Below are 18,451 nucleotides of genomic sequence, written 5' to 3' on the forward strand. Positions count from 1 at the left end.
ACACAGGTAGCCCGCCGACGGCCAAACTGTATCAGAATGCGATCTTCAATCCCGAGACCGGGATGGTCGATTACACCTATGCCGATGCCTCGTCACCCGGTTCTGATCCCACGGGCGATCACGGCTACTCCGAATACGAAGGCGTCTTTGAAAGTGGCACCGCTCACGATCTGGCGGAATGGAATGTCACCTTCTCGAATCCCATGAGCCTGATCAATCAGGCACTGGCCCCGTACAACTATTTCAACCTGCCGTTCATCCCTCAGGCCTTCACCAATGCCATGGGTGGCTATGAACCGTCGTATCTGGGTGATTGGCACTTGTCGAGTGAAGGCTGGGCCAGTGATACGCAGTATTACAAATACTACGAGAACGACCGGACTGGGGATTGGTTTATTCAGTATTGGGATCACGAGCCAGACCACGATGATCCACCACTTTACACTGAGTATGGAGGGCCAAGCCATGATGCGCTGTCTCAGGCTATGGGCCAAGCCCAAGCGGCTGCGCAGAAAAAGGCGAATCAAACACCTCCAGACGAAGCTCCTCCAGCTCAAAGTGCTGATCAGAACCGACTTGAAGAAGAAGGTTCCGGATCGGGTGGAGAATATAGTTCGAGTGAGCAGTCTGAACCTCCGTCGCCGGGGGATGAGACGGGGCAGGCTCAAAATAACGCCGAAAACCGAGCCCAAGAGCGCCTTGAGTCGGCTGCATCAGGAAATAGTACCGAGGTCTCACCATCGAGTCAGGGTGGTGTCAGCATCCCCTCAACTCCAGATACACCTGTATCAGGAGTGTCACAGCCAACGGCACCTATTGCCCCTTCTGGTAACGCCGGAGCGCCTGCACAGTCGGCTTGGGATCAATTTGTAGGAGTTGCTAGTCAGGTAGCAAATGCACACGCTCAATTGTCCGCAGGTGTTGTTCAGGCGTTCGTGGTCGATGGATTCATGGGTAGTGTTCAGGGAATCTATGATCTCGCTAAAGGGGCCTACAATGCTGCGACACAGTATGCAAGCTGGCAAATGAATCGGCTTTGGTCAAGTCCGTGGAAGGTTCTCGTCGATCCTTGGGGAGTCGGTGAAGGAATAGGAATTGCCGCAAAGAAAGTGTCAGAACTGACTGCAAAGATGCAGCCTTATGTTGATGAAATCTCATCACTACCCTCTGAAACTATTTGGAAGTTGTTTATTGGAGACTTTGATGCTGTTCGAGGTCAAGTTTCCCCCACACTCCTTCGAGCCGCTGAACTTGCTCACGGTTTATCTAGCAGTGTCTATGAATCCATTGCGAGCAATCTGACGATGGACAAGGCCCCTGGCCTGCTTGGTCGAGTTTTTGGCATGGTCTTGTATGAGATCGTTGAAGGTCTCGTCATAACGGGGATCACTGCAGGAGCAGGAGCGGCTGCAGTAGGGGCAAAGATTGCTAAGAAACTGACACGTTTGTCAGATCTTCCAGGGCTCGATTCGCCAAAGGTTCAAAAAGCAATCAATGACGTGGTCGGTTTTCTGCAGTCCGGTGGAAAAGTCGATGGGCCCTCAAAGCCACCAGCGACACCCCACATGCCTAAATCCTCAGCTGAACTCGCAGACGAAGCGGCTGCACTCGCAAAGAAAAAATGTGATGAAGCACGTGCTCTTGGAAAGGAGGGCGGCTGCTTTGTACCGGGCACATTAGTCTCTGTGACAAGCGTTGCTCTTCATGACAAATCCATTTCAGACTTTCTACTCGTAACGACAAACGGAATTTGCCCCTCTTCAGAACCTGGGGTAAGTGAGCAATCATTCTCACGTTCAGTCGATGCTAAAGAATATGCATCACTACCAATTGAAACGATTTCTTTAGGCTCACGAGTAGTGGCGAGTAATCCCCATCCATGGGAGTTTGATTCTCGCTGGGAAGAGCCTGAATCTGACAGTTGGCGCACAATACATCTGGAAATGTACAAACAGGATGGCTCGGTTATTGACTCACAGTTACTGCGTCCGGTGGAGGTTGTTGAGTCGTTAAATCTGCATCCTGGACGCATGATTCTCATTCATGCAGACGAACTGGATGTCGCAGGAATGGCCCTCATTAAATCTGTGAGCAATGCTCCATCCATTGCCCAGGGAACTGGCCGAGTGGTAATTGGTCGCTTTATGACCCGTGAGGTCAACGAACTCATTCGGCTCACACTCTCCACTGGAGATGTCGTGGAGGGAACACCTAACCACCCACTTTGGTCAGTCGATTTGAATGACTGGCAAGCAATGGAGATGTTCGAAGCAGGAGATTATCTCGCTGGCCATGAAGAAAATGTGCTGGTTCTTTCAAAAGAACGTGTCGAGCACACCACTCCAGTCTACAACCTCGAAGTTCACGGCGAACACGTCTACCATTTGACACAAGCGGGAATTCTGGCTCACAATACATATCCAGAAGACACACCAAATCCACCTCCAACCAAAGACATAGTACCGGAACCACCAAGCCCACCCAAAGCCGACGATATAGTGCCGGAGGTGAAGGGTGTCGAACCGACGACACGATATACACTCAAAGACAGATTGAATTCGCCGGATGATGGCGCTCATAAAGAAGTCTTTAGTGTTATGGAAACAGATAAAATTGCAGTTGGAATACTCAAAAAGGGAGCGTCTCCAGCAATACTTGCTAAAGAAAGAGCTCTACTTAAGCAACTTGAAGAAGCGGGGCTTCCTGTTATGAAAAATCACGAAATCACAGAATACAATGGGAGGCCGGCAATTGTCATGGATCGTTATGCGCTTGGTTCAAAGAAAATCGTAAAGTACAACTCTAAGATTCGGGATCTTGAGTCTATTGGAGGAAGTGTTCTTCTAAATGAAAAAAGCATCTCTGATCTAATGGCGATAAAGTCAAAGATGATGGAAAAGAACATCAAGATCGATGAGCTCCAGTTTCTGATTGGAGAAGATGGATCGGTTGTCATCGCCGACCCTCTCGATGTGTATCCTCAGCCGCCTACCAGTCGCAATAAGAAAATGATTGACATGCTGATTAGAAAGGCGATTGAGAATACTAGGATTTAAAAGGTATTGGAGAAGACTCAGCGTGCCACAGGGAAAAGTTGCTTCGCTATCAAGCGTGTGCTTTCTGTGCAACACTTATCAGGGCAAAAACAGGGATGTTCTAAAGGTGTTCTGAATTCATTACGTACTGCGGAGTGTGCAAATGTATAAAGATCCAAGAATTGATTATGAGTTTTACAGGGATGTTTCATCGCCGAGCAAGATGTCATCTGCTTTTGAAAGGGTAATTGGCTGCTCGATTACGAAGCTTGTAAGATGTTCCGATTGTACGCCAGAGGAGTTAGTTAGAGATTATCATGTCAATTACAGTCAAGTGTTTTCATTCACAGAAGGCCCTATAATAGTTTATCTTTCCTCCGGCGATGTCATCGTGATTGGTAGCGGTGATGAATCGTGGTCTCTCGATATTAGTTGGGTTCCAGTTGAGGAAGTCGGCGAGAGTGTTCTGCTTCGAGAAATTCTTAATGACGGCTGGGTAGTTATTTCCTGTGAAGATACGGAGTTATGCGAAGAATGGGTGAGAGAACTGCTTGGGAGGAAGATTTGTGCGATTGACATGCTAAAGTGGAATCCAACAGATGAGCAGTTCGATGCCTATTTAGTTCGTTTAAGGGAGGTAGGACTTGTGTTTCGTTTTGAAGGCGAGAAATGCCTGATTCTTGCACATTCATTAGCGAAGGCCCCTAATCCACTGAACGTAATTCGCCCGGATCAGGTGGTCGATCGCTACGTGGGAACATTAGAGACAGTTAAGCTGGCGTAATCGGGCTCAACAGGCACTGCAAATGGCAGGGTGGCCCCGGTTGAAATTCTGATTGCTACCGGGGTGGCTTCACCACAGGGGGTTTTTGGGTACCACCCATCAAGTGGCGTCCATAGTGGGCTCAGGGACGTCTCAGACGGACGATCTCCACTCCGAGATGGTATTTGATCTTGCGTCCTCTGGTTTTGGTCTGCATTACGAGATCACCCAGAGTCAGGGGCAATCGCGTACCAAAGCCGGTTCTCTCACGTAAGAAGTGGTCATTGGTGGCCGCAGCCGGTCACAGGATTCCACCACCAATCTCTGGGTCAACCTCTCAGGCGACTGCAACTCGACAGAAACCTACACTTCCGGCTGGAGCGAATCAGTCTCTTGGAATGGCAAGGACTGGCCGTCAGTAACCGACCTTTATCCCCCAGGGAGACAAGGCATATGCGGGGCCTCTCGCTGAGTTTCTCTGTGCAATACTGAGAAACTCCACGGTAAAAGGCCGCACTACCCAACGCAGACAGGTATGCTAACTACAGCTTTCGGCAAGACTTATGAAAAATGCACCCCAGTGGAGTCGAACCACTAACCTACGGTTCCGAAGACCGTTGCTCTATCCAATTGAGCTAGGGGTGCGGATTGGCTTCGCCGATGGAAGTATCCCGATTGACAACACAGTTTGCAAGTTGAGCGGCATGTTTCTCTGGTGCGGACTAAGGATTACCGGGTGCCGCGGTGGCGGGTTGATCAGGAATTTCTTCGAGGAGGTATTCTTTGAGCAGGGCCCGAGAGCCGGGTTTGAGATCGCGAACTTCCAATTTTCGCAGTGTTTTGGGATCGGTACGAAAAAACATGGTCCATTTGTAATCGATATACAGCGGTTCCATTGTCGTGGATTTCCAGCCCTGGGCTTCCATAAGCGTTTTCGTTCGAGCAATGACCTCTTTGGGGTCTGAGGAACTTTGCCAGCTGACCTGGGTTAGAGCATCGGAGTACTGGATCGAAGTCGCGTCATCGGTCACAGGAAGGTCTGCCGATCTGAGCACAGTCGAGTACATCACCATCGATTTCCCGGCCTGGCCAGGAGCATCGGAGATCATGACGTTCAGCAGTGTGGATCCCTGGGCGAACAATCGAGTAGGGCCAGCCTCGCCATAGGGCTTCCAGCCTCTGTTGATCAGATCTTGGGTGATTTTGCTGGCAAGGACAGCCGAATTTTCCTGCATGATAAGCATGATTTGAGCAGGAGTGTCGGACAGTACTTTCGATCCAGGCAACGAGGGGAGTTTTGCCAGCGGAACATTCCCGTGGGGAATGATGCTGACAAGCGATTTTCCTCCGGCAGGCATAACCATCATTGAAAGTGAATAACCGTTTTTCTGGAAAGTACCACTCGCCAAAGCATCTTCGACACTGCTGCCGGGAAGTTCCGTCCAGCCAGTCGAAGTGAACTGATTCTGGTGAAACTTGTAACTTTCTTTTGTGCCAGTTGTGCAATCATAGGAGAGGGAAAAAATCGGTCGCCGCGGTGCTTTTTCTGCTCCTGGTGCCAGGGGAATCTGAGAAAGATCAAGAACTTTTCGGGCTTCAGCGATGGAGGGGACCGCATCGTTCGATTTCGCCAAAGTCCTGGAGGTGTCATCCGCCAGGGTCGAATGAAAAGAGGACAAAGCGAGCATCGTGATGCCGCAGAGAAGTGTTCTCATCGGGAGTCCTCGCTGAAAATCAGTTATCTAGGGCTGAATGGCATTCATGCACAAATTGGTCTCGGCGAGCTTACCATCCTATTTTCGCAAGGCCAATGAGCTTTGTTTCGGAAGAAGTGTTGCGTTTAGGGATGCGATGATTTTCTCAGTACTACAGACTCGCAAATGAATCGGCAGCTCAGCAGCTATCAAAAATAGAAGTTCACATAATCATCTTGGATCATGACTTCACATGATGAGATTTGAAGAGAATGCCGGACTGTTTAACCGACTAAATATCGTTCATGGTTGAGGTATCTATGGCTGCTCAGGTAGTCACTGGTCTGCGAGGCGGTGAACTGGGAGGGGTTAATCATGGAGTACTGTGGATGAAGTGGCCAACTCGTCGAGTAGAAAGTATGGCCAAAGTATTGTTGATAAAGTTGTGCGAGTTCCGGATGCCATATATTGAAAAGTCTCGGTGATGAAAAGAAGGCTTCGGTCGAGACAGCAAAAAACTCGGCGAGGTTTGTGGCTCCATAGCTATTGATGATATCGCTGTGGCCAGAGTGTAGCCGCTGGACGAGTTGTGCGAATTGCTGGGGAATGAGGGATATCCAGTTTCTGGCAAGAGCCGGGTTTTCAATGACAGGCATACCGTCGGCATCTCCGTTGGCCATGTCGAGAACATGTGAGAACTCATGAATGACGACGTTGTGGAATGGCTCGTGGCCTTCCCATTCGCGCTGAATGTCTTCCCATGCCAAAACAATGGGCCCGCGTTTCCAGGCTTCGCCGAGGCGCAGGGAGGAGCTTTCAACGACGATATGTCCAAGTTTTGTTTGCTGAGGTGCGACATAGGTCGAGGGGTAGATCAGGATGGATTGAATCGAGTCAAACGGCGAGTCATCAAATCCGAGTGTGAGCCGGGAGGCCTGAAGTGCAATTTTCCATTTCATTTCTTCCGTGACGACCAAACCGCTCAGGCCTTCCCAGTTCTTTTCGGCAACCATATTGCGAGCGTGGTTGATGAGTTTGACTCTGGCGGCATCGGTCAGCCAGGTACTGAGATCTGGCCGCTTGATCAAGCGGGACAAGAAATGAGGCAAAGGTTTCTGAGATCTGAGTTTACGTTGCCTGTTTCTCAACCATTTCCACATGATGACCAACTCCCTCCGGCTGTCAAGAACTGTTGAGGAGTACTGAATCTGGGGCAGGTTCTAACAGGGACGAAAAAGCAGAGGCGGTAGATGATTCAATTTCAGGTTTTGCAGTCCGATTGTGATGATTCCAAGGAAATGGGTGCTGTCATTTCGACAAGATCAATCAATCAATAGATCGAGATCTCATGACTTGACGACCCTGGGAAAGGCCGATCAAAAAAACGTGATATTGCGTGCGGTATTGGATTCGCAGTGGGGGTGGCATGGCTTGGTCTTGAATCCTACGTGGCATTCAGCATGTGAAGATGCAGGTTTGGTTGATCGTGACGTAAGGCTCAATGGCGTAGATTGTTGCGATTGTAATCGAAAAGATGAATCGTCAGGAGCAGGGGGTGCTGTGCGAAGATTTCCATAACGTGTCAAGTTTTTGACAAAATTGTTGTTTTTTCAGGAAACTAATTTTCTCAAGATGCCAAATGTTGACGCAGCGACATTTTTTGATGCAATGTTGGAAAGCCAAGATTCGGTCTGATGATCCAAAGATTTGAGATGGTCAGGCTTGGATGCCCAGCGTTTTGCCCCCAAGAATTCCGCAGTAATCCTTACCTCGCAATTTCCCGCCCTTAAATCTGGAGTTGATGCCATGGTGAAAGTTTCCCCTAATTGTGCACCAGCGCATTTTCAGGCACTCAGCCGCCGTGGATTTCTGTCAGTGGGCATGCTGGCAGGGACCTCATTAACTCTGCCTCATCTTTTGCAGCAGCAGGCTTTGGCAGATTTGAAGGATTACAAAACCTTCCAGGGAACTGCCAAATCGATCATTCACATTTTCCTGCCTGGCGGGATTGCTCATCAGGAATCGTTTGATCCGAAGCCCAATGCTCCGATCGAGTATCGTGGTGAAATGAAGCAGGTGCAGACAAAGCTTCCCGGCGTGATGTTTGGTGAAACTTTGACCAAGACAGCAGAAGTTGCTGACAAGCTCTGCATTATCCGCAGTATGACTCATGGTGAAGCAGCCCACGAACGTGGCACCCATAATATGTTCACAGGGTACAGGCCAAGTCCTGCATTGCAGTATCCTTCGATTGGATCTGTGATCAGTCACGAATTTGGACCACGTAACAATCTGCCTCCCTATGTCTGTGTGCCGAATGTGCCAAACGAGTATGCCGGGAGCGGCTATTTGAGCAGTGCCTTTGCACCGTTTGCCTTGGGTTCCGATCCGGCCAATAACGGATTCAAAGTGCGGGATCTGAACTTGCCTGGCGGAGTTGATGATGCTCGATTTGAGTCACGTCGCCGCATGCTGGATGCTGTTAATGGTCATTTTGCTCAGCGGGAAAAATCTGACGAACTGACCGCGATGAACACTTTCTATGATCGCGCTTACAGCCTGATCAGCTCGTCGCAGGCACGAGAAGCGTTCGATATTGAGAAGGAATCCCCCGAGATCCGCGATCAGTATGGACGAAATACGGCCGGCGCTCGCATGCTGTTGGCTCGCCGCCTGGTCGAATCTGGTGTGCGTCTGGTGAACCTGACTTACGGCGGGTGGGATCATCACACCAATATCGTGCAGGGATTTAAGAATCAGATGCCCCAGTTTGATCAGGCTTTCTCAATGCTGATCAAGGATCTCGACCAGCGTGGTCTCCTGGGTGAAACATTGGTGATGGTGTCTTCTGAATTTGGCCGGACACCGAAGATCAACGGGACAGCAGGCCGCGATCACTATCCGAAGGTTTTCAGTGTGGCCCTGGCTGGTGGCGGGATCAAGCAAGGTGCTGTCTACGGTTCGTCAAATGCTGTGGCCTCCGAGCCTGATGAGAATCCTCTGGGAATCGAAGATCTCTTCACCACTGTTTATCACGCTTTGGGAATTGTGGCTGACAAGGAGTTGATGGCACCTGGGGATCGTCCGATTGAAATCGTGGATGGTGGTCAAGTGGTGAAAGAGTTGCTGGCTTAGTCCCGGCTGGCCGTGCAGTCTTTCTAGCGTATGCACAGCGAGCCATCGCCTGACTCTTGGGCGATGGCTTGGTGCTTAGCCGTCAGTGTTAATGTCCTTGTTTACTATTCAGAGGCATTGAACTGGTCAGAATGATTTGCGCATTTGTCGGCTCAGGCCGCCACAGTGCCGTCCATCATTAGGAGTGGTTTCCAAGCCTGTTGGTTTCAGTGGGACAGACTTTTCAATAGATGGTGTTCGTGCCACAGAAAACTGGTTCGGATGGTATCAGCTTCGTCACCAGCTTTCTGGAATAATCGTTACAGTCATTAATGCTTATGTATTTTCGCCAGACACTTGAGAGCTTGCTCTGATTGTTTGCATAAAATAAGTTCGATGTGACGAGATCTACACAAAGGCTGTTGATTCCCAGACATCGAACAGTCTTTGTCCTGCCTCGTGAAGATAACCTGCCTGGTAACGACAGCTTGCCAAATAGTTCTCGCCTGAAGGAAAAGTCATGCACAGCAGGTGATGTGTGCAGGCTAAGGATGTTCTCCCATGATGAAATTCTGGTTCGCTCGCAACTTAAGTATTGCCTGCCTGCTGATGGGCCTTGCGACCGCTGGACATGTTCTGGGTGCCGACCCTGTTGTAAGAAATGTCATGCCTCGTGGTGCACAACGAGGGACAGAAGTCGAACTCTCATTCAACGGCGAGCGGCTCGGCGACGCTGCTGAAGTGATCATGTACGAGCCGGGAATTGAAGTCCTCGATTTCAAAGTCGAGAACGACAAACTCGTCAAGGCACGCGTCAAACTCAGTTCAGATCAGACGCCAGGGATTCGGCATCTAAGGCTCCGTACCAAAAGTGGCATGTCCAAGACGCAAAATTTCGCCATCTCGGCCTTGCCTGTTGTTGAAGAAGTTGAACCGAACAATGAGTTCGCTAAGCCACAGGTGATTTCGAACAACGTGACAATCAACGGCGTCGTAACGAACGAGGATGTCGATTACTTTGTCGTCGATGCGAAAGCTGGTGAGCGGTTGACTGCGGAAGTTGTCGGCATCCGCCTGGGTAACTCGATGTTCGATCCGTATGTGTCGATCATCAATGAATCACGATTTGAACTGGCTGGCAGTGATGATGCGGCTTTTGGCACTCAGGATGGCGTGGCTTCGATAGTCGTCCCCACTGATGGTAAATACATCCTGATGGTCAGAGAGTCGAGTTATGGCGGGTCGGGTGATAGCTATTACCAGCTCCATATAGGAAACTATCCCAGGCCACTGGCAATTGTCCCAGCCGGTGGTAAACCTGGAAGCACCGTTTCGGTCACTTATTACGGGGATGTCAAGGGCCCTTTGACGCGAGATGTAGTGCTACCAACTCTGGAAAGTCTTCCAGCATCTTCCCCGTTGAACTTTGCCCTTTCAGCGAGTGATGATTCGGGAACTTCGCCTACTGGTAACGCATTTCGGCTGACAGATCTTGAGAATGTGATCGAAGCGGAGCCGAATGATTCGATGGAGCAGGCTCCTTTGGCTGTCCTGCCCGCCGCAATGAATGGCATTCTGCAAACGGAGGGCGATCGAGACCTGTTCGCCTTCGAAGCCAAAAAAGGCGAGAATTTCGAGTTCGTTGTTTACGGAAGACGATTGCGTTCCGAGATTGATTCTGTGCTGCAGATCTGGAATGACAAAGGGAATGCAGTCGCCAATAGCGACGACTCCCCCGGCACTCCCGATAGTCAGCTTCGGTTCAATTGCCCTGCGGATGGTAAATACTTTGTCATGATTCGCGATCATCTGGGTCGTGGAGGGAATGCCTATCATTACCGGATTGAAGCAAACCCGATTACGCCTCGTCTCGATTTTTCGATTAATGAATTTGTCCAGTTTCAGGAAGATACGCTCGAGTTACCCGCTGGTGGGCGATTGCCATTCCTGGTAACAGCCACAAGACGGGATGTCGGCGGGCCCATTGAGTTTCGCAGTGAAAATCTTCCTCAGGGCGTCACGATCGAGGCTCCTCAACTGGCGGATGGCCAAGGGGTGGCTCAGGTCGTCTTGGTCGCAGCTCCTGATGCACCGCTGAGTCTGAAAATGTCTCAGATTGTGGGTTTCATCGCCGCAGATCCCAATCGGCATGTTGAAAGTCGAGTGAGGCAGGACGCCATCATGGTCCGCGGCCAGAACAACCGTCCGTTCTTTATCGAAGCGCTACCTTCCTTGGGAGTTTCCGTGGTGGAACCAGTCCCTTTTTCCGTGGAAATTGTTCAACCCAAAGTCCCGCTGATTAAAAACAGTCCTTTGAAGTTAAAGCTGATTGCCAAACGAGAAGGCGACTTCAAAGGTCCCATCAATGTCGAGTTGCTGCAGAATCCACCAGGTGTCAATTCAAGTCGCAATGCAGTCATCGCTGAAGGGCAGACGGAGACCGTGATTGACGTGAATGCTGCTGGAAATGCTCCCGCAGGTGATTGGAAGATTTGTGCCCGAGTTCGTGCGGATGTGGGAGGAAGTCGTGTTTCCGCCTCGCCGTTTGTTGCGCTGAAAGTCGCTGAGCCTTACGTCAAGCTGGAGTTCGCAAAGTCCGCTATCGAGCAGAATGCAGAAATCGATTACCCGGTAAAAGTTGAGCAGGTCACACCGTTTGAGGGGACTGCCAAGGTCGTGTTGATGGGGTTGCCTCATCAAACAACCGCCGAGCCACTGGAGATGACTAAAGAGACGCAGGAGTTGGTATTCAAGATTAAAGCCGGACCTGAAGCACCAGTCAGCAAAAACAAGAATCTTTTCTGCCAGATTATCATTCAGCAGGAAGGTGAAGAAGTGATTCATCATTTAGGGAGCGGCGAACTGCGGATTGACAAGCCGTTGCCACCCAAAACGACGCCTGCACCCGCTCCCACTCCTCAAGTTGCGGAAGCACCCAAACCGCCGGCAACGAAACCCTTGAGCCGCCTGGAGCAACTGCGGTTAGAGCAGCAGCAGAAGGCCGCTGCGGGGCAGGCCCCTTAACGCTTGTCTTTTTTCGACAGAGTCAGAGCAGATGAGTGATATGAATAGATTTTGCCCTGGATCAGTCAGGGCCGTCGAAATGGCAATCAGATAACGGCACAGGTGATTGAGATGGAAGTCAAAATTTCGGATACGAATGCTCAATCAGGATCGGGGTGGGCTATGGACAAGTACAGTACAATCTTTAACCGTTGCTGGATGACATGGGGCGTTCTGGGAACATTCCTGTTCGCAACTGGTGATGTATTTGGTGAGTCCAAGCTCACTCAATTGCGTGTCTATCCTGAGCAGGTCAAGCTCGAGACAACAGCAGATCGGCAGCTCCTTGTTGTTCAGGCGGTGCGAGAGGATGGCGTAACTGTCGATGTCAGTCATGAGGCAAAATTCCAGATCGCTGATCAACAGTTTGTCAAGCTGGAGGGGACGACGTTATGTCCTCAGGCTGATGGCAAGACAGAGCTTCGTGTCGAGTATGGTGGTTTGACAAAGGCTGTTCCTCTGGAAGTCATCAAAGCGACTGAAGCTCGTCCTGTGAGTTTCAAACTGGATGTGATGCCAGTGCTGATGAAGGCGGGCTGTAACAGTGGTAGCTGCCATGGTGCTGCCCGCGGAAAAGATGGTTTTCGACTTTCTCTCTTTGGTTACGACCCGGATGGTGATTACCACCGCATCGTAAGAGAACTCCCCGGTCGCCGAGTCGACCTCGCTGTGCCTGAAGCCAGTCTTCTGGTCGAAAAATCTGTGGGGGCTGTTCCCCATGGCGGCGGTAAGCGTTTTGAGATGACTTCGGATCTGAATAAAACCTTTGTCGACTGGGTCGCCGCCAATTGCCCGCAAGATCCGGCTGATGTCCCCGTCTGCACAGGGTTATCACTATACCCGCCAGATGGGGTGCTCGATGGCGAAGGTACAAAGCAACAGGTAACAGTTCGTGCGACCTATAGCGATGGTTCTGATCGGGACGTGACAGCCCTGACATTGTTTATGTCGAATAATGACAATTCCGCAACAATTTCTCCCGAAGGTATCATTCAGGCGGGAGCTCGTGGCGAAGCCTTTATCATGGCTCGCTTCGCTACATTTACCGTGGGCTCTCACTTTGTCGTGTTGCCCAAATGGCATCAGTATGAGGCTAAGGCAATGCCGAGTGCCAATTATATTGATGACCTGGTCAATCAGAAACTCATGAAACTGCGCATTGAACCCAGTGGCAAAGCGGATGACGAAGCATTTCTGAGGCGTGTTTACCTCGATCTGGTCGGGATTCTCCCGACGGAAGAAGAATATGTCGCTTTCATGACGGATACGAATCCTCAGAAGCGGGATCTGCTGATTGATCAACTTGTCGAGCGGAAAGAATTCACTGAAGTCTGGGTCTCCAAGTGGGCCGAATGGCTGATGATGAGATCATCCAATCAGACCAGCTATAAGTCGATTGTGCTGTACTATAACTGGCTATCAGAGCAGATCGCCGAGAATGTGCCGCTCAATGTCATGGTGCGAGATATTCTCTCTGCGAATGGGGGGACATTTAAGAACGCTCCGACAAATTTCTATCAGATCGAGCGGGATACACTCAAAGTATCTGAGAATGTCGCCCAGATCTTCATGGGAATGAGAACGCAATGCGCTCAATGTCATAATCATCCTTTTGATCGCTGGACACAGGATGATTACTACGCCTTTGCGTCGTTCTTTTCTCAGATTGGACGTAAGGAAGCCGAAGACTATCGCGAAACGATCATTTTCAATAGTGGTGGTGGTGACGTAAGGCATCCTGTCAACGGTAAGGTGATGGAGCCTGTCTTTCTGGGTGGGCCAAAAGCAGATACGAAGGGTAAGGATCGCCGTGAAGTCCTGGCGAATTGGCTGGCTTCGCCGGAGAATCCGTACTTTGCTGAAAACTTCGTCAACCGAGTGTGGCATCACTTCTTCGGGATTGGCATTGTCGATCCGATTGATGATGTGCGAATCTCCAATCCTCCTTCCAATGAGCCTCTCTTGAAAGAGTTGGCCAAGAGATTCACAGCTTCGAACTACAACTTCAAGCAGTTGGTTAAAGAAATTGTTCGTTCAGAAGCTTATCAGCGGTCAACACAGCGGAATGAATCGAATGCCACCGATGAGAAGAATTTTGCTCATCAATCTCTACGGCGTATTAAAGCCGAATCAATGCTCGACATTATCACGCAGGTGACAAGTGGTCGGGAGAAGTTCCGCGGGTTGCCTCTGGGGGCTCGAGCCGTTCAGATTGCTGACGGACAGACATCGAACTACTTCCTGACGACTTTTGGTCGAGCGACGCGTGAAACGGCTTGCAGTTGTGAGGTGAAGATGGAGCCGACGTTGTCGCAGGCACTGCACCTGCTCAATGGCGATTCTTCCAATCAGAAGATTGCCCAGGGGAACCTGGTTGGTAAGTGGTTGCAGGAGAAAGTTCCTCACGAAGAGATTGTGCAGCGACTCTATATTCGCTGTCTTTCACGCAAAGCGACTCAAGCAGAACTTGACGTTCTGTTGCCAACTTTGGCTGAATCGAAGGATGCCAAGAAAGATCTCGATGATGTTTTCTGGGCACTGCTGAACAGCCGGGAATTTATCTTTAATCACTAAGGCGCAGTCGCGAGCGTTTCCTTGATTTGTGAACTTAAGTATTTGGTGTTGTAACGCGGTTGACATTGATGGCTTCTCCTCACCTGATTGGCCTGACATTCGTGGAAGAGTGAGTATCAGTATGGGTCGGTTTCTCCCAATCCTTTTGACCATGGCGATGGCTGTTCCTGGAGCGATATCTGCTCAGGAAAAATCGTCGGATGATAAACCTCAGGAGAAGAAGATCACTTATGACGAGCACATTCTGCCAATTTTTCGGGAGAAATGCGGCTCGTGCCATAATGCCAATGATAAAAAAGGTGACCTGGTTCTCGATAACTACTCCGCTGCCATGCAGGGTGGGGCTTCTGGCGAAGTCATTAATACCAACGGTGAGCCCGCCAATAGTCAGCTTTATCTGGTGATGACCCATGAGTCAGAGCCCATCATGCCCCCGGGCCAACCACGACTGCCGGATGCTCAGTTGGAACTTGTTCGTAAATGGATTGAGCAGGGGGCACTGCAGAATTCGGGAAGTAAAGCCAAGATCAAAAAGAAGACAGTGGTGACTGCCTCTGCAGCCTCGTCCATGAAGCGGCCCGATGGCCCGGCACCCATGCCTGAAGTTGCTTTGCCGATCGAGCCAGTGGTTGTGACGTCCCGGGCAAATGCGGTCACTGCTTTGGCAGCCAACCCGTGGGCTCCACTCTTGGCGGTATCGGGCTACAAGCAGATTCTGCTTTACCACGCTCAGACATTAGATCTCGTGGGAGTACTCCCTTTTCCTGAAGGGCAACCCCATATTCTGAAGTTCAGCCGGAATGGTTCTGTATTGCTCGCTGGTGGTGGCCGGGGAGGCCAAAGCGGTCTGGTGGTACTGTTTGACATCAAGACGGGGAGAAGGCTCGCTCAGGTCGGCTCTGAGTATGATACCGTTCTGGCAGCAGACTTGAGCCCAGATATGTCGCTGGTCGCACTGGGTGGCCCGAAGAAGATGCTGCGGGTCTATGAAGTATCGACTGGTGAATTGCTTTACGAGTCCAAGAAACACACTGATTGGGTGACCGCGATTGAATTCAGCCCTGATGGAGTGTTGCTCGCCACCGGTGACCGTAGTAATGGGCTCGTGGTTTGGGAAGCCTATACCGGAAGAGAGTTCTACTTTCTGACCGGTCACACAGGGAGTATTAACGATGTCTCGTGGTCGCCAGATAGCAATACGCTGGCCAGTGGCAGCGAAGATGGCACGATTCGATTGTGGGAAATGCAGAACGGCGGCCAGATCAAGAACTTTAATGCTCATGGCGGCGGCGTTCAGGCATTGGATTTTACACTCGATGTTCGGATTGTTTCGACCGGCCGTGATCGCGTGACGAAACTATTTGACGCCAATGGAAACAAGCAGAGAGATTTCCCTGCGACTCAGGATGTGGGCATGGAAGTTTGTTATTCGGGTGAGACCGACCGGGTCTATGCAGGTGATATGGCCGGTCGGGTTTATGCCTGGAATGCGAAAGATGGAGCAGTGATCGGCCAGTGTGTCACGAATCCGGCATCAGTCACGGCTCAATTGGCGGCCGCTCAAGCGGAATTGACAGGGTCACAGCAAAAAGTCACTGCTGCGAATGAGGCTGTGGAATCTTTGCGTAAACAACTCGCAGATCGCCAGAAGGCGGCGGAAGAAGCGGGCAAAATGGTTGGTATTCGTGAGGCCGAACTGAACGCCAAGAATGAGGCAAAAACTGCCAAGCAGAGTGACATGAGCCGGGTGGAACAGCAGTTGGGGGGAATGAAGCAGCAACTCTCCAAACAGCAGCAGGATTTTGACCAGACCACTAAGGCGTTGGAAGTCGCAATGACCAAACTGAATGGTCAAAAGGGAGAACTGCAAAAGGTTCGAGAAGCATTCGATACGACACAAAAAGCGTTGGAAAATGCACGGAACAGTTTGAATGGAGATGCCGAAAACGCAGATCAGAAAAACATTGTTTCTGATTTGGAAGGAAAGGTTAAGTCGGCTAAAGACCAGGTGGATCTCGTCGAAGCAGCCGTGAAAGAGCAGGTCACGACTGTTTCGGGGCTGGAAAAACAGATTGATGAGCGTAAGCAGGCTTTAGCTGCTATCAAGACAGAGGTAAACACTCTGGAAGGAAAGCTCACGTCTGGTCGAGATGAATTAAAGGCACTGGATAGTGCTCGAAATAATGCCGAGCAGGCCCTTAAAAATGCGAGGATGGAAGCTGAGCAGCGCATGAAAACTGCATCGGCAACGGAGGATGAAAAGAAGCAGCTGGCTGAGCGGGAAGCAGCCTTGAAGACTGCCCAGGAGTTGCTGGTGCGGTGGCAAGGACGAATCACGACTATTGAAGCTGTTCGAAATCTACCACCACTTTCTACAGCCGTTGTGGAGTAGGTTATAAAGCTTGAATTCTCCCGTATGATGAATTGTCAGAGGGATGGTTTTCGTGACATCGAAAGCCATCCCTCTTTCATTTTGGCAGGCCAGATTGGAGGGGGCTGCTTGATTTCTCAAAGATTGATCCCAAAACTTGGCGAATCCACTGGGGATCGAGAGTCTTTGAGGGCAGTGTCAGATGTTGATCGATGGATCTGAGCGGTCACGAAAACAGTTTCTGGAGACGAATCGTCAGGCGTGGGATACCCTGGCTCGAAATGGCAGTCCTTTTGCCCATGTGGCCAGTGACGAGGAATGCCGGTATCCCTTAAAGACACTGGACTCTCGGGGCTGGCTGCCAGAGGATGTCCGGGGCCTGAAAGTTCTCTGCCTCGCTGCGGGTGGAGGATGGCAATCGATTCTTTATGCCACTGCCGGTGCCGAGGTGACTGTTGTCGATCTGAGTCCTGAGATGCTCGCATTGGATTCGAGAGAGGCACAGCGCAGAGGTCTCAATGTGCGAACTTTGGCCACATCCATGGATGATTTGTCGATGCTGGGAGACGCCACCTTCGATATTGCCCATCAACCTGTCAGTACCTGCTACATTCCCAGCCTCTCGGGGATGTATCGGGAACTGGCTCGAGTACTCAAAGATGGGGGGCTGTACATCAGTCAGCACAAGCAGCCAGGGAGTCTGCAGATCACCCATCGAGACCACCGTGATCGCTATGTGTTAGGGGTGGAATACTATGAACAGCGCGCCTTACCCGTAGCAGCGGATACGCTCTATCGAGAACAGGGAACAAGCGAGTTTCTGCATCGCTGGGATGAACTGATTGGCGAGCTGTGCCGCAATGGCTTCGTGCTGGAAGATCTGGTGGAACCGAGGCGGGCCGACCTGACGGCATCACCTGGATCGTCAGGGCACAGAGGTCGATTTGTGCCCCCTTATGTGCGGCTCAAAGCACGGCGACATCGCAGGGATTCAGAACAGACCACGCGCATTTTCTCGTAGGTTCTTACTTCGCGAAGAAGCTTCGAGAGCACGAAACACACTTGATGAGCGCATGAACACGTTTCGTCGCGGGTTGTCTACCGTGTGGTGTATGTGTTTGTTTGATGGGATGTCAGAAAATCCACTCAGATTGGCTAGTTATTTACGGCGTCATCGCAAATAATCAATGAAACAGCAAGTCTTGATGGGCCGAGATCCTCGCGATGTTCTTGGCGGTCAGGTCGGCTTCAGCTTGTGATCAATTGTTAGGGAGTGACAACAAATGTATGGCATTCGCTTGAGTTTATTGGGGATCGTTCTGGGGATGTCTCTTCACGGATGTGGTGGCGGTAGCGAAGTACCAAAAGATCGATTGCCGACCTTTCCCGTGACAGGTGTGGTAACACTGGATGATAAACCTCTCGATGGCGCGACGGTGACATTTCATGCACCGGCCTCAAGTCCTGATGGTAAGACCATCCCCAGCGCGATTGGAACCACCGATTCATCCGGTCGATTCAAACTGATGACCTGGCAGCCCAATGATGGTGCAGCAGCTGCCAATTACACCGTAAGCGTTTCTAAGTATGAGGCGACACCAGCGGCCGCTTCTACCGGGGGTGAGTATGTGCCACCAGATCCCAAAGTGAAACCAGTGGCTCCGAAAGCTCTGGTACCAGCCAAATACCTCAATCATCAGAAGTCTGGGTTAATGGCTGAGGTGAAATCTTCAGGAAAGAACGAATTCAAGCTGGAGTTGAAGTCACAGCCTTAGGGGTTGCGTAACTTCGGTATTCTCAAGCTCACACTCATTGCGATCCCACTGTCTCTGGGAGT

At 50.7% G+C, this 18,451-nt stretch carries 10 protein-coding genes and 1 tRNA gene; 8 read left to right on the top strand and 3 right to left on the bottom strand.

Annotated elements, in window-relative coordinates; all coding sequences use genetic code 11:
- Positions 1 to 62: 62 nt before the first annotated feature.
- Both PLIM_RS07485 and PLIM_RS07490 read left to right on the top strand, forming a co-directional pair.
- Positions 63 to 3,056, top strand: coding sequence for a hypothetical protein (locus PLIM_RS07485; RefSeq protein WP_013109709.1), 2,994 nt, complete (start codon positions 63 to 65; stop codon positions 3,054 to 3,056).
- A 142-nt stretch (positions 3,057 to 3,198) separates the two neighbouring features.
- Positions 3,199 to 3,819 (top strand): hypothetical protein, encoded by a 621-nt coding sequence (locus tag PLIM_RS07490; RefSeq protein ID WP_013109710.1) that lies wholly within the window; start codon positions 3,199 to 3,201, stop codon positions 3,817 to 3,819.
- Between the two features lie 550 nt (positions 3,820 to 4,369).
- Here the strand turns inward: PLIM_RS07490 and PLIM_RS07495 are convergent.
- The 3 genes from PLIM_RS07495 to PLIM_RS07505 form a co-directional block, all read right to left on the bottom strand.
- Positions 4,370 to 4,443 (bottom strand) — tRNA-Arg (locus tag PLIM_RS07495).
- 77 nt (positions 4,444 to 4,520) lie between these two features.
- The gene (locus tag PLIM_RS07500) at positions 4,521 to 5,513 is read right to left on the bottom strand and encodes a hypothetical protein (RefSeq protein WP_013109711.1); all 993 of its coding nucleotides are present in this window, start codon (positions 5,511 to 5,513) and stop codon (positions 4,521 to 4,523) included.
- Between the two features lie 263 nt (positions 5,514 to 5,776).
- A complete protein-coding gene (locus PLIM_RS07505) occupies positions 5,777 to 6,652 on the bottom strand; it encodes a M90 family metallopeptidase (protein WP_013109712.1) in 876 nt (291 codons plus the stop codon).
- A 646-nt stretch (positions 6,653 to 7,298) separates the two neighbouring features.
- Between PLIM_RS07505 and PLIM_RS07510 the strand changes: the two genes are divergently transcribed.
- The 6 genes from PLIM_RS07510 to PLIM_RS22630 all read left to right on the top strand — a co-directional run bounded on the left by PLIM_RS07510 (position 7,299) and on the right by PLIM_RS22630 (position 18,389).
- Entirely contained in the window at positions 7,299 to 8,627 is a 1,329-nt protein-coding gene (locus PLIM_RS07510) for a DUF1501 domain-containing protein (RefSeq protein WP_013109713.1), read from the top strand.
- 540 nt (positions 8,628 to 9,167) lie between these two features.
- Complete coding sequence (locus PLIM_RS07515) at positions 9,168 to 11,630, top strand: PPC domain-containing protein (protein WP_013109714.1); 2,463 nt, start codon at positions 9,168 to 9,170, stop codon at positions 11,628 to 11,630.
- Between the two features lie 162 nt (positions 11,631 to 11,792).
- Positions 11,793 to 14,243 (top strand): DUF1549 and DUF1553 domain-containing protein, encoded by a 2,451-nt coding sequence (locus tag PLIM_RS07520; RefSeq protein WP_230849423.1) that lies wholly within the window; start codon positions 11,793 to 11,795, stop codon positions 14,241 to 14,243.
- A 121-nt stretch (positions 14,244 to 14,364) separates the two neighbouring features.
- Positions 14,365 to 16,635, top strand: a complete 2,271-nt coding sequence (locus PLIM_RS07525) for a WD40 domain-containing protein (RefSeq protein WP_013109716.1) — start codon at positions 14,365 to 14,367, stop codon at positions 16,633 to 16,635.
- 181 nt (positions 16,636 to 16,816) lie between these two features.
- A complete protein-coding gene (locus PLIM_RS07530; RefSeq protein WP_013109717.1) occupies positions 16,817 to 17,635 on the top strand; it encodes a class I SAM-dependent methyltransferase in 819 nt (272 codons plus the stop codon).
- Between the two features lie 262 nt (positions 17,636 to 17,897).
- Positions 17,898 to 18,389: a transthyretin-like family protein gene (locus tag PLIM_RS22630; protein ID WP_013109718.1), complete on the top strand. Its 492-nt coding sequence runs from the start codon at positions 17,898 to 17,900 to the stop codon at positions 18,387 to 18,389.
- Positions 18,390 to 18,451 lie beyond the last annotated feature (62 nt).

The organism is Planctopirus limnophila DSM 3776 (assembly GCF_000092105.1).
Classification (GTDB): Bacteria; Planctomycetota; Planctomycetia; order Planctomycetales; family Planctomycetaceae; genus Planctopirus; species Planctopirus limnophila.

Excerpts from the sequence above, each read along its gene's own strand:
- PLIM_RS07525 (WP_013109716.1), top strand. The coding sequence starts at position 14,365 with ATGGGTCGGTTTCTCCCAATCCTTTTGACCATGGCGATGGCTGTTCCT.
- PLIM_RS07520 (WP_230849423.1), top strand. The coding sequence starts at position 11,793 with ATGGACAAGTACAGTACAATCTTTAACCGTTGCTGGATGACATGGGGC.
- PLIM_RS07490 (WP_013109710.1), top strand. The coding sequence starts at position 3,199 with ATGTATAAAGATCCAAGAATTGATTATGAGTTTTACAGGGATGTTTCA.
- PLIM_RS22630 (WP_013109718.1), top strand. The coding sequence starts at position 17,898 with ATGTATGGCATTCGCTTGAGTTTATTGGGGATCGTTCTGGGGATGTCT.
- PLIM_RS07530 (WP_013109717.1), top strand. The coding sequence starts at position 16,817 with ATGTTGATCGATGGATCTGAGCGGTCACGAAAACAGTTTCTGGAGACG.
- PLIM_RS07500 (WP_013109711.1), bottom strand. The coding sequence starts at position 5,513 with ATGAGAACACTTCTCTGCGGCATCACGATGCTCGCTTTGTCCTCTTTT.
- PLIM_RS07505 (WP_013109712.1), bottom strand. The coding sequence starts at position 6,652 with ATGTGGAAATGGTTGAGAAACAGGCAACGTAAACTCAGATCTCAGAAA.
- PLIM_RS07485 (WP_013109709.1), top strand. The coding sequence starts at position 63 with ATGGTCGATTACACCTATGCCGATGCCTCGTCACCCGGTTCTGATCCC.
- PLIM_RS07515 (WP_013109714.1), top strand. The coding sequence starts at position 9,168 with ATGATGAAATTCTGGTTCGCTCGCAACTTAAGTATTGCCTGCCTGCTG.
- PLIM_RS07510 (WP_013109713.1), top strand. The coding sequence starts at position 7,299 with ATGGTGAAAGTTTCCCCTAATTGTGCACCAGCGCATTTTCAGGCACTC.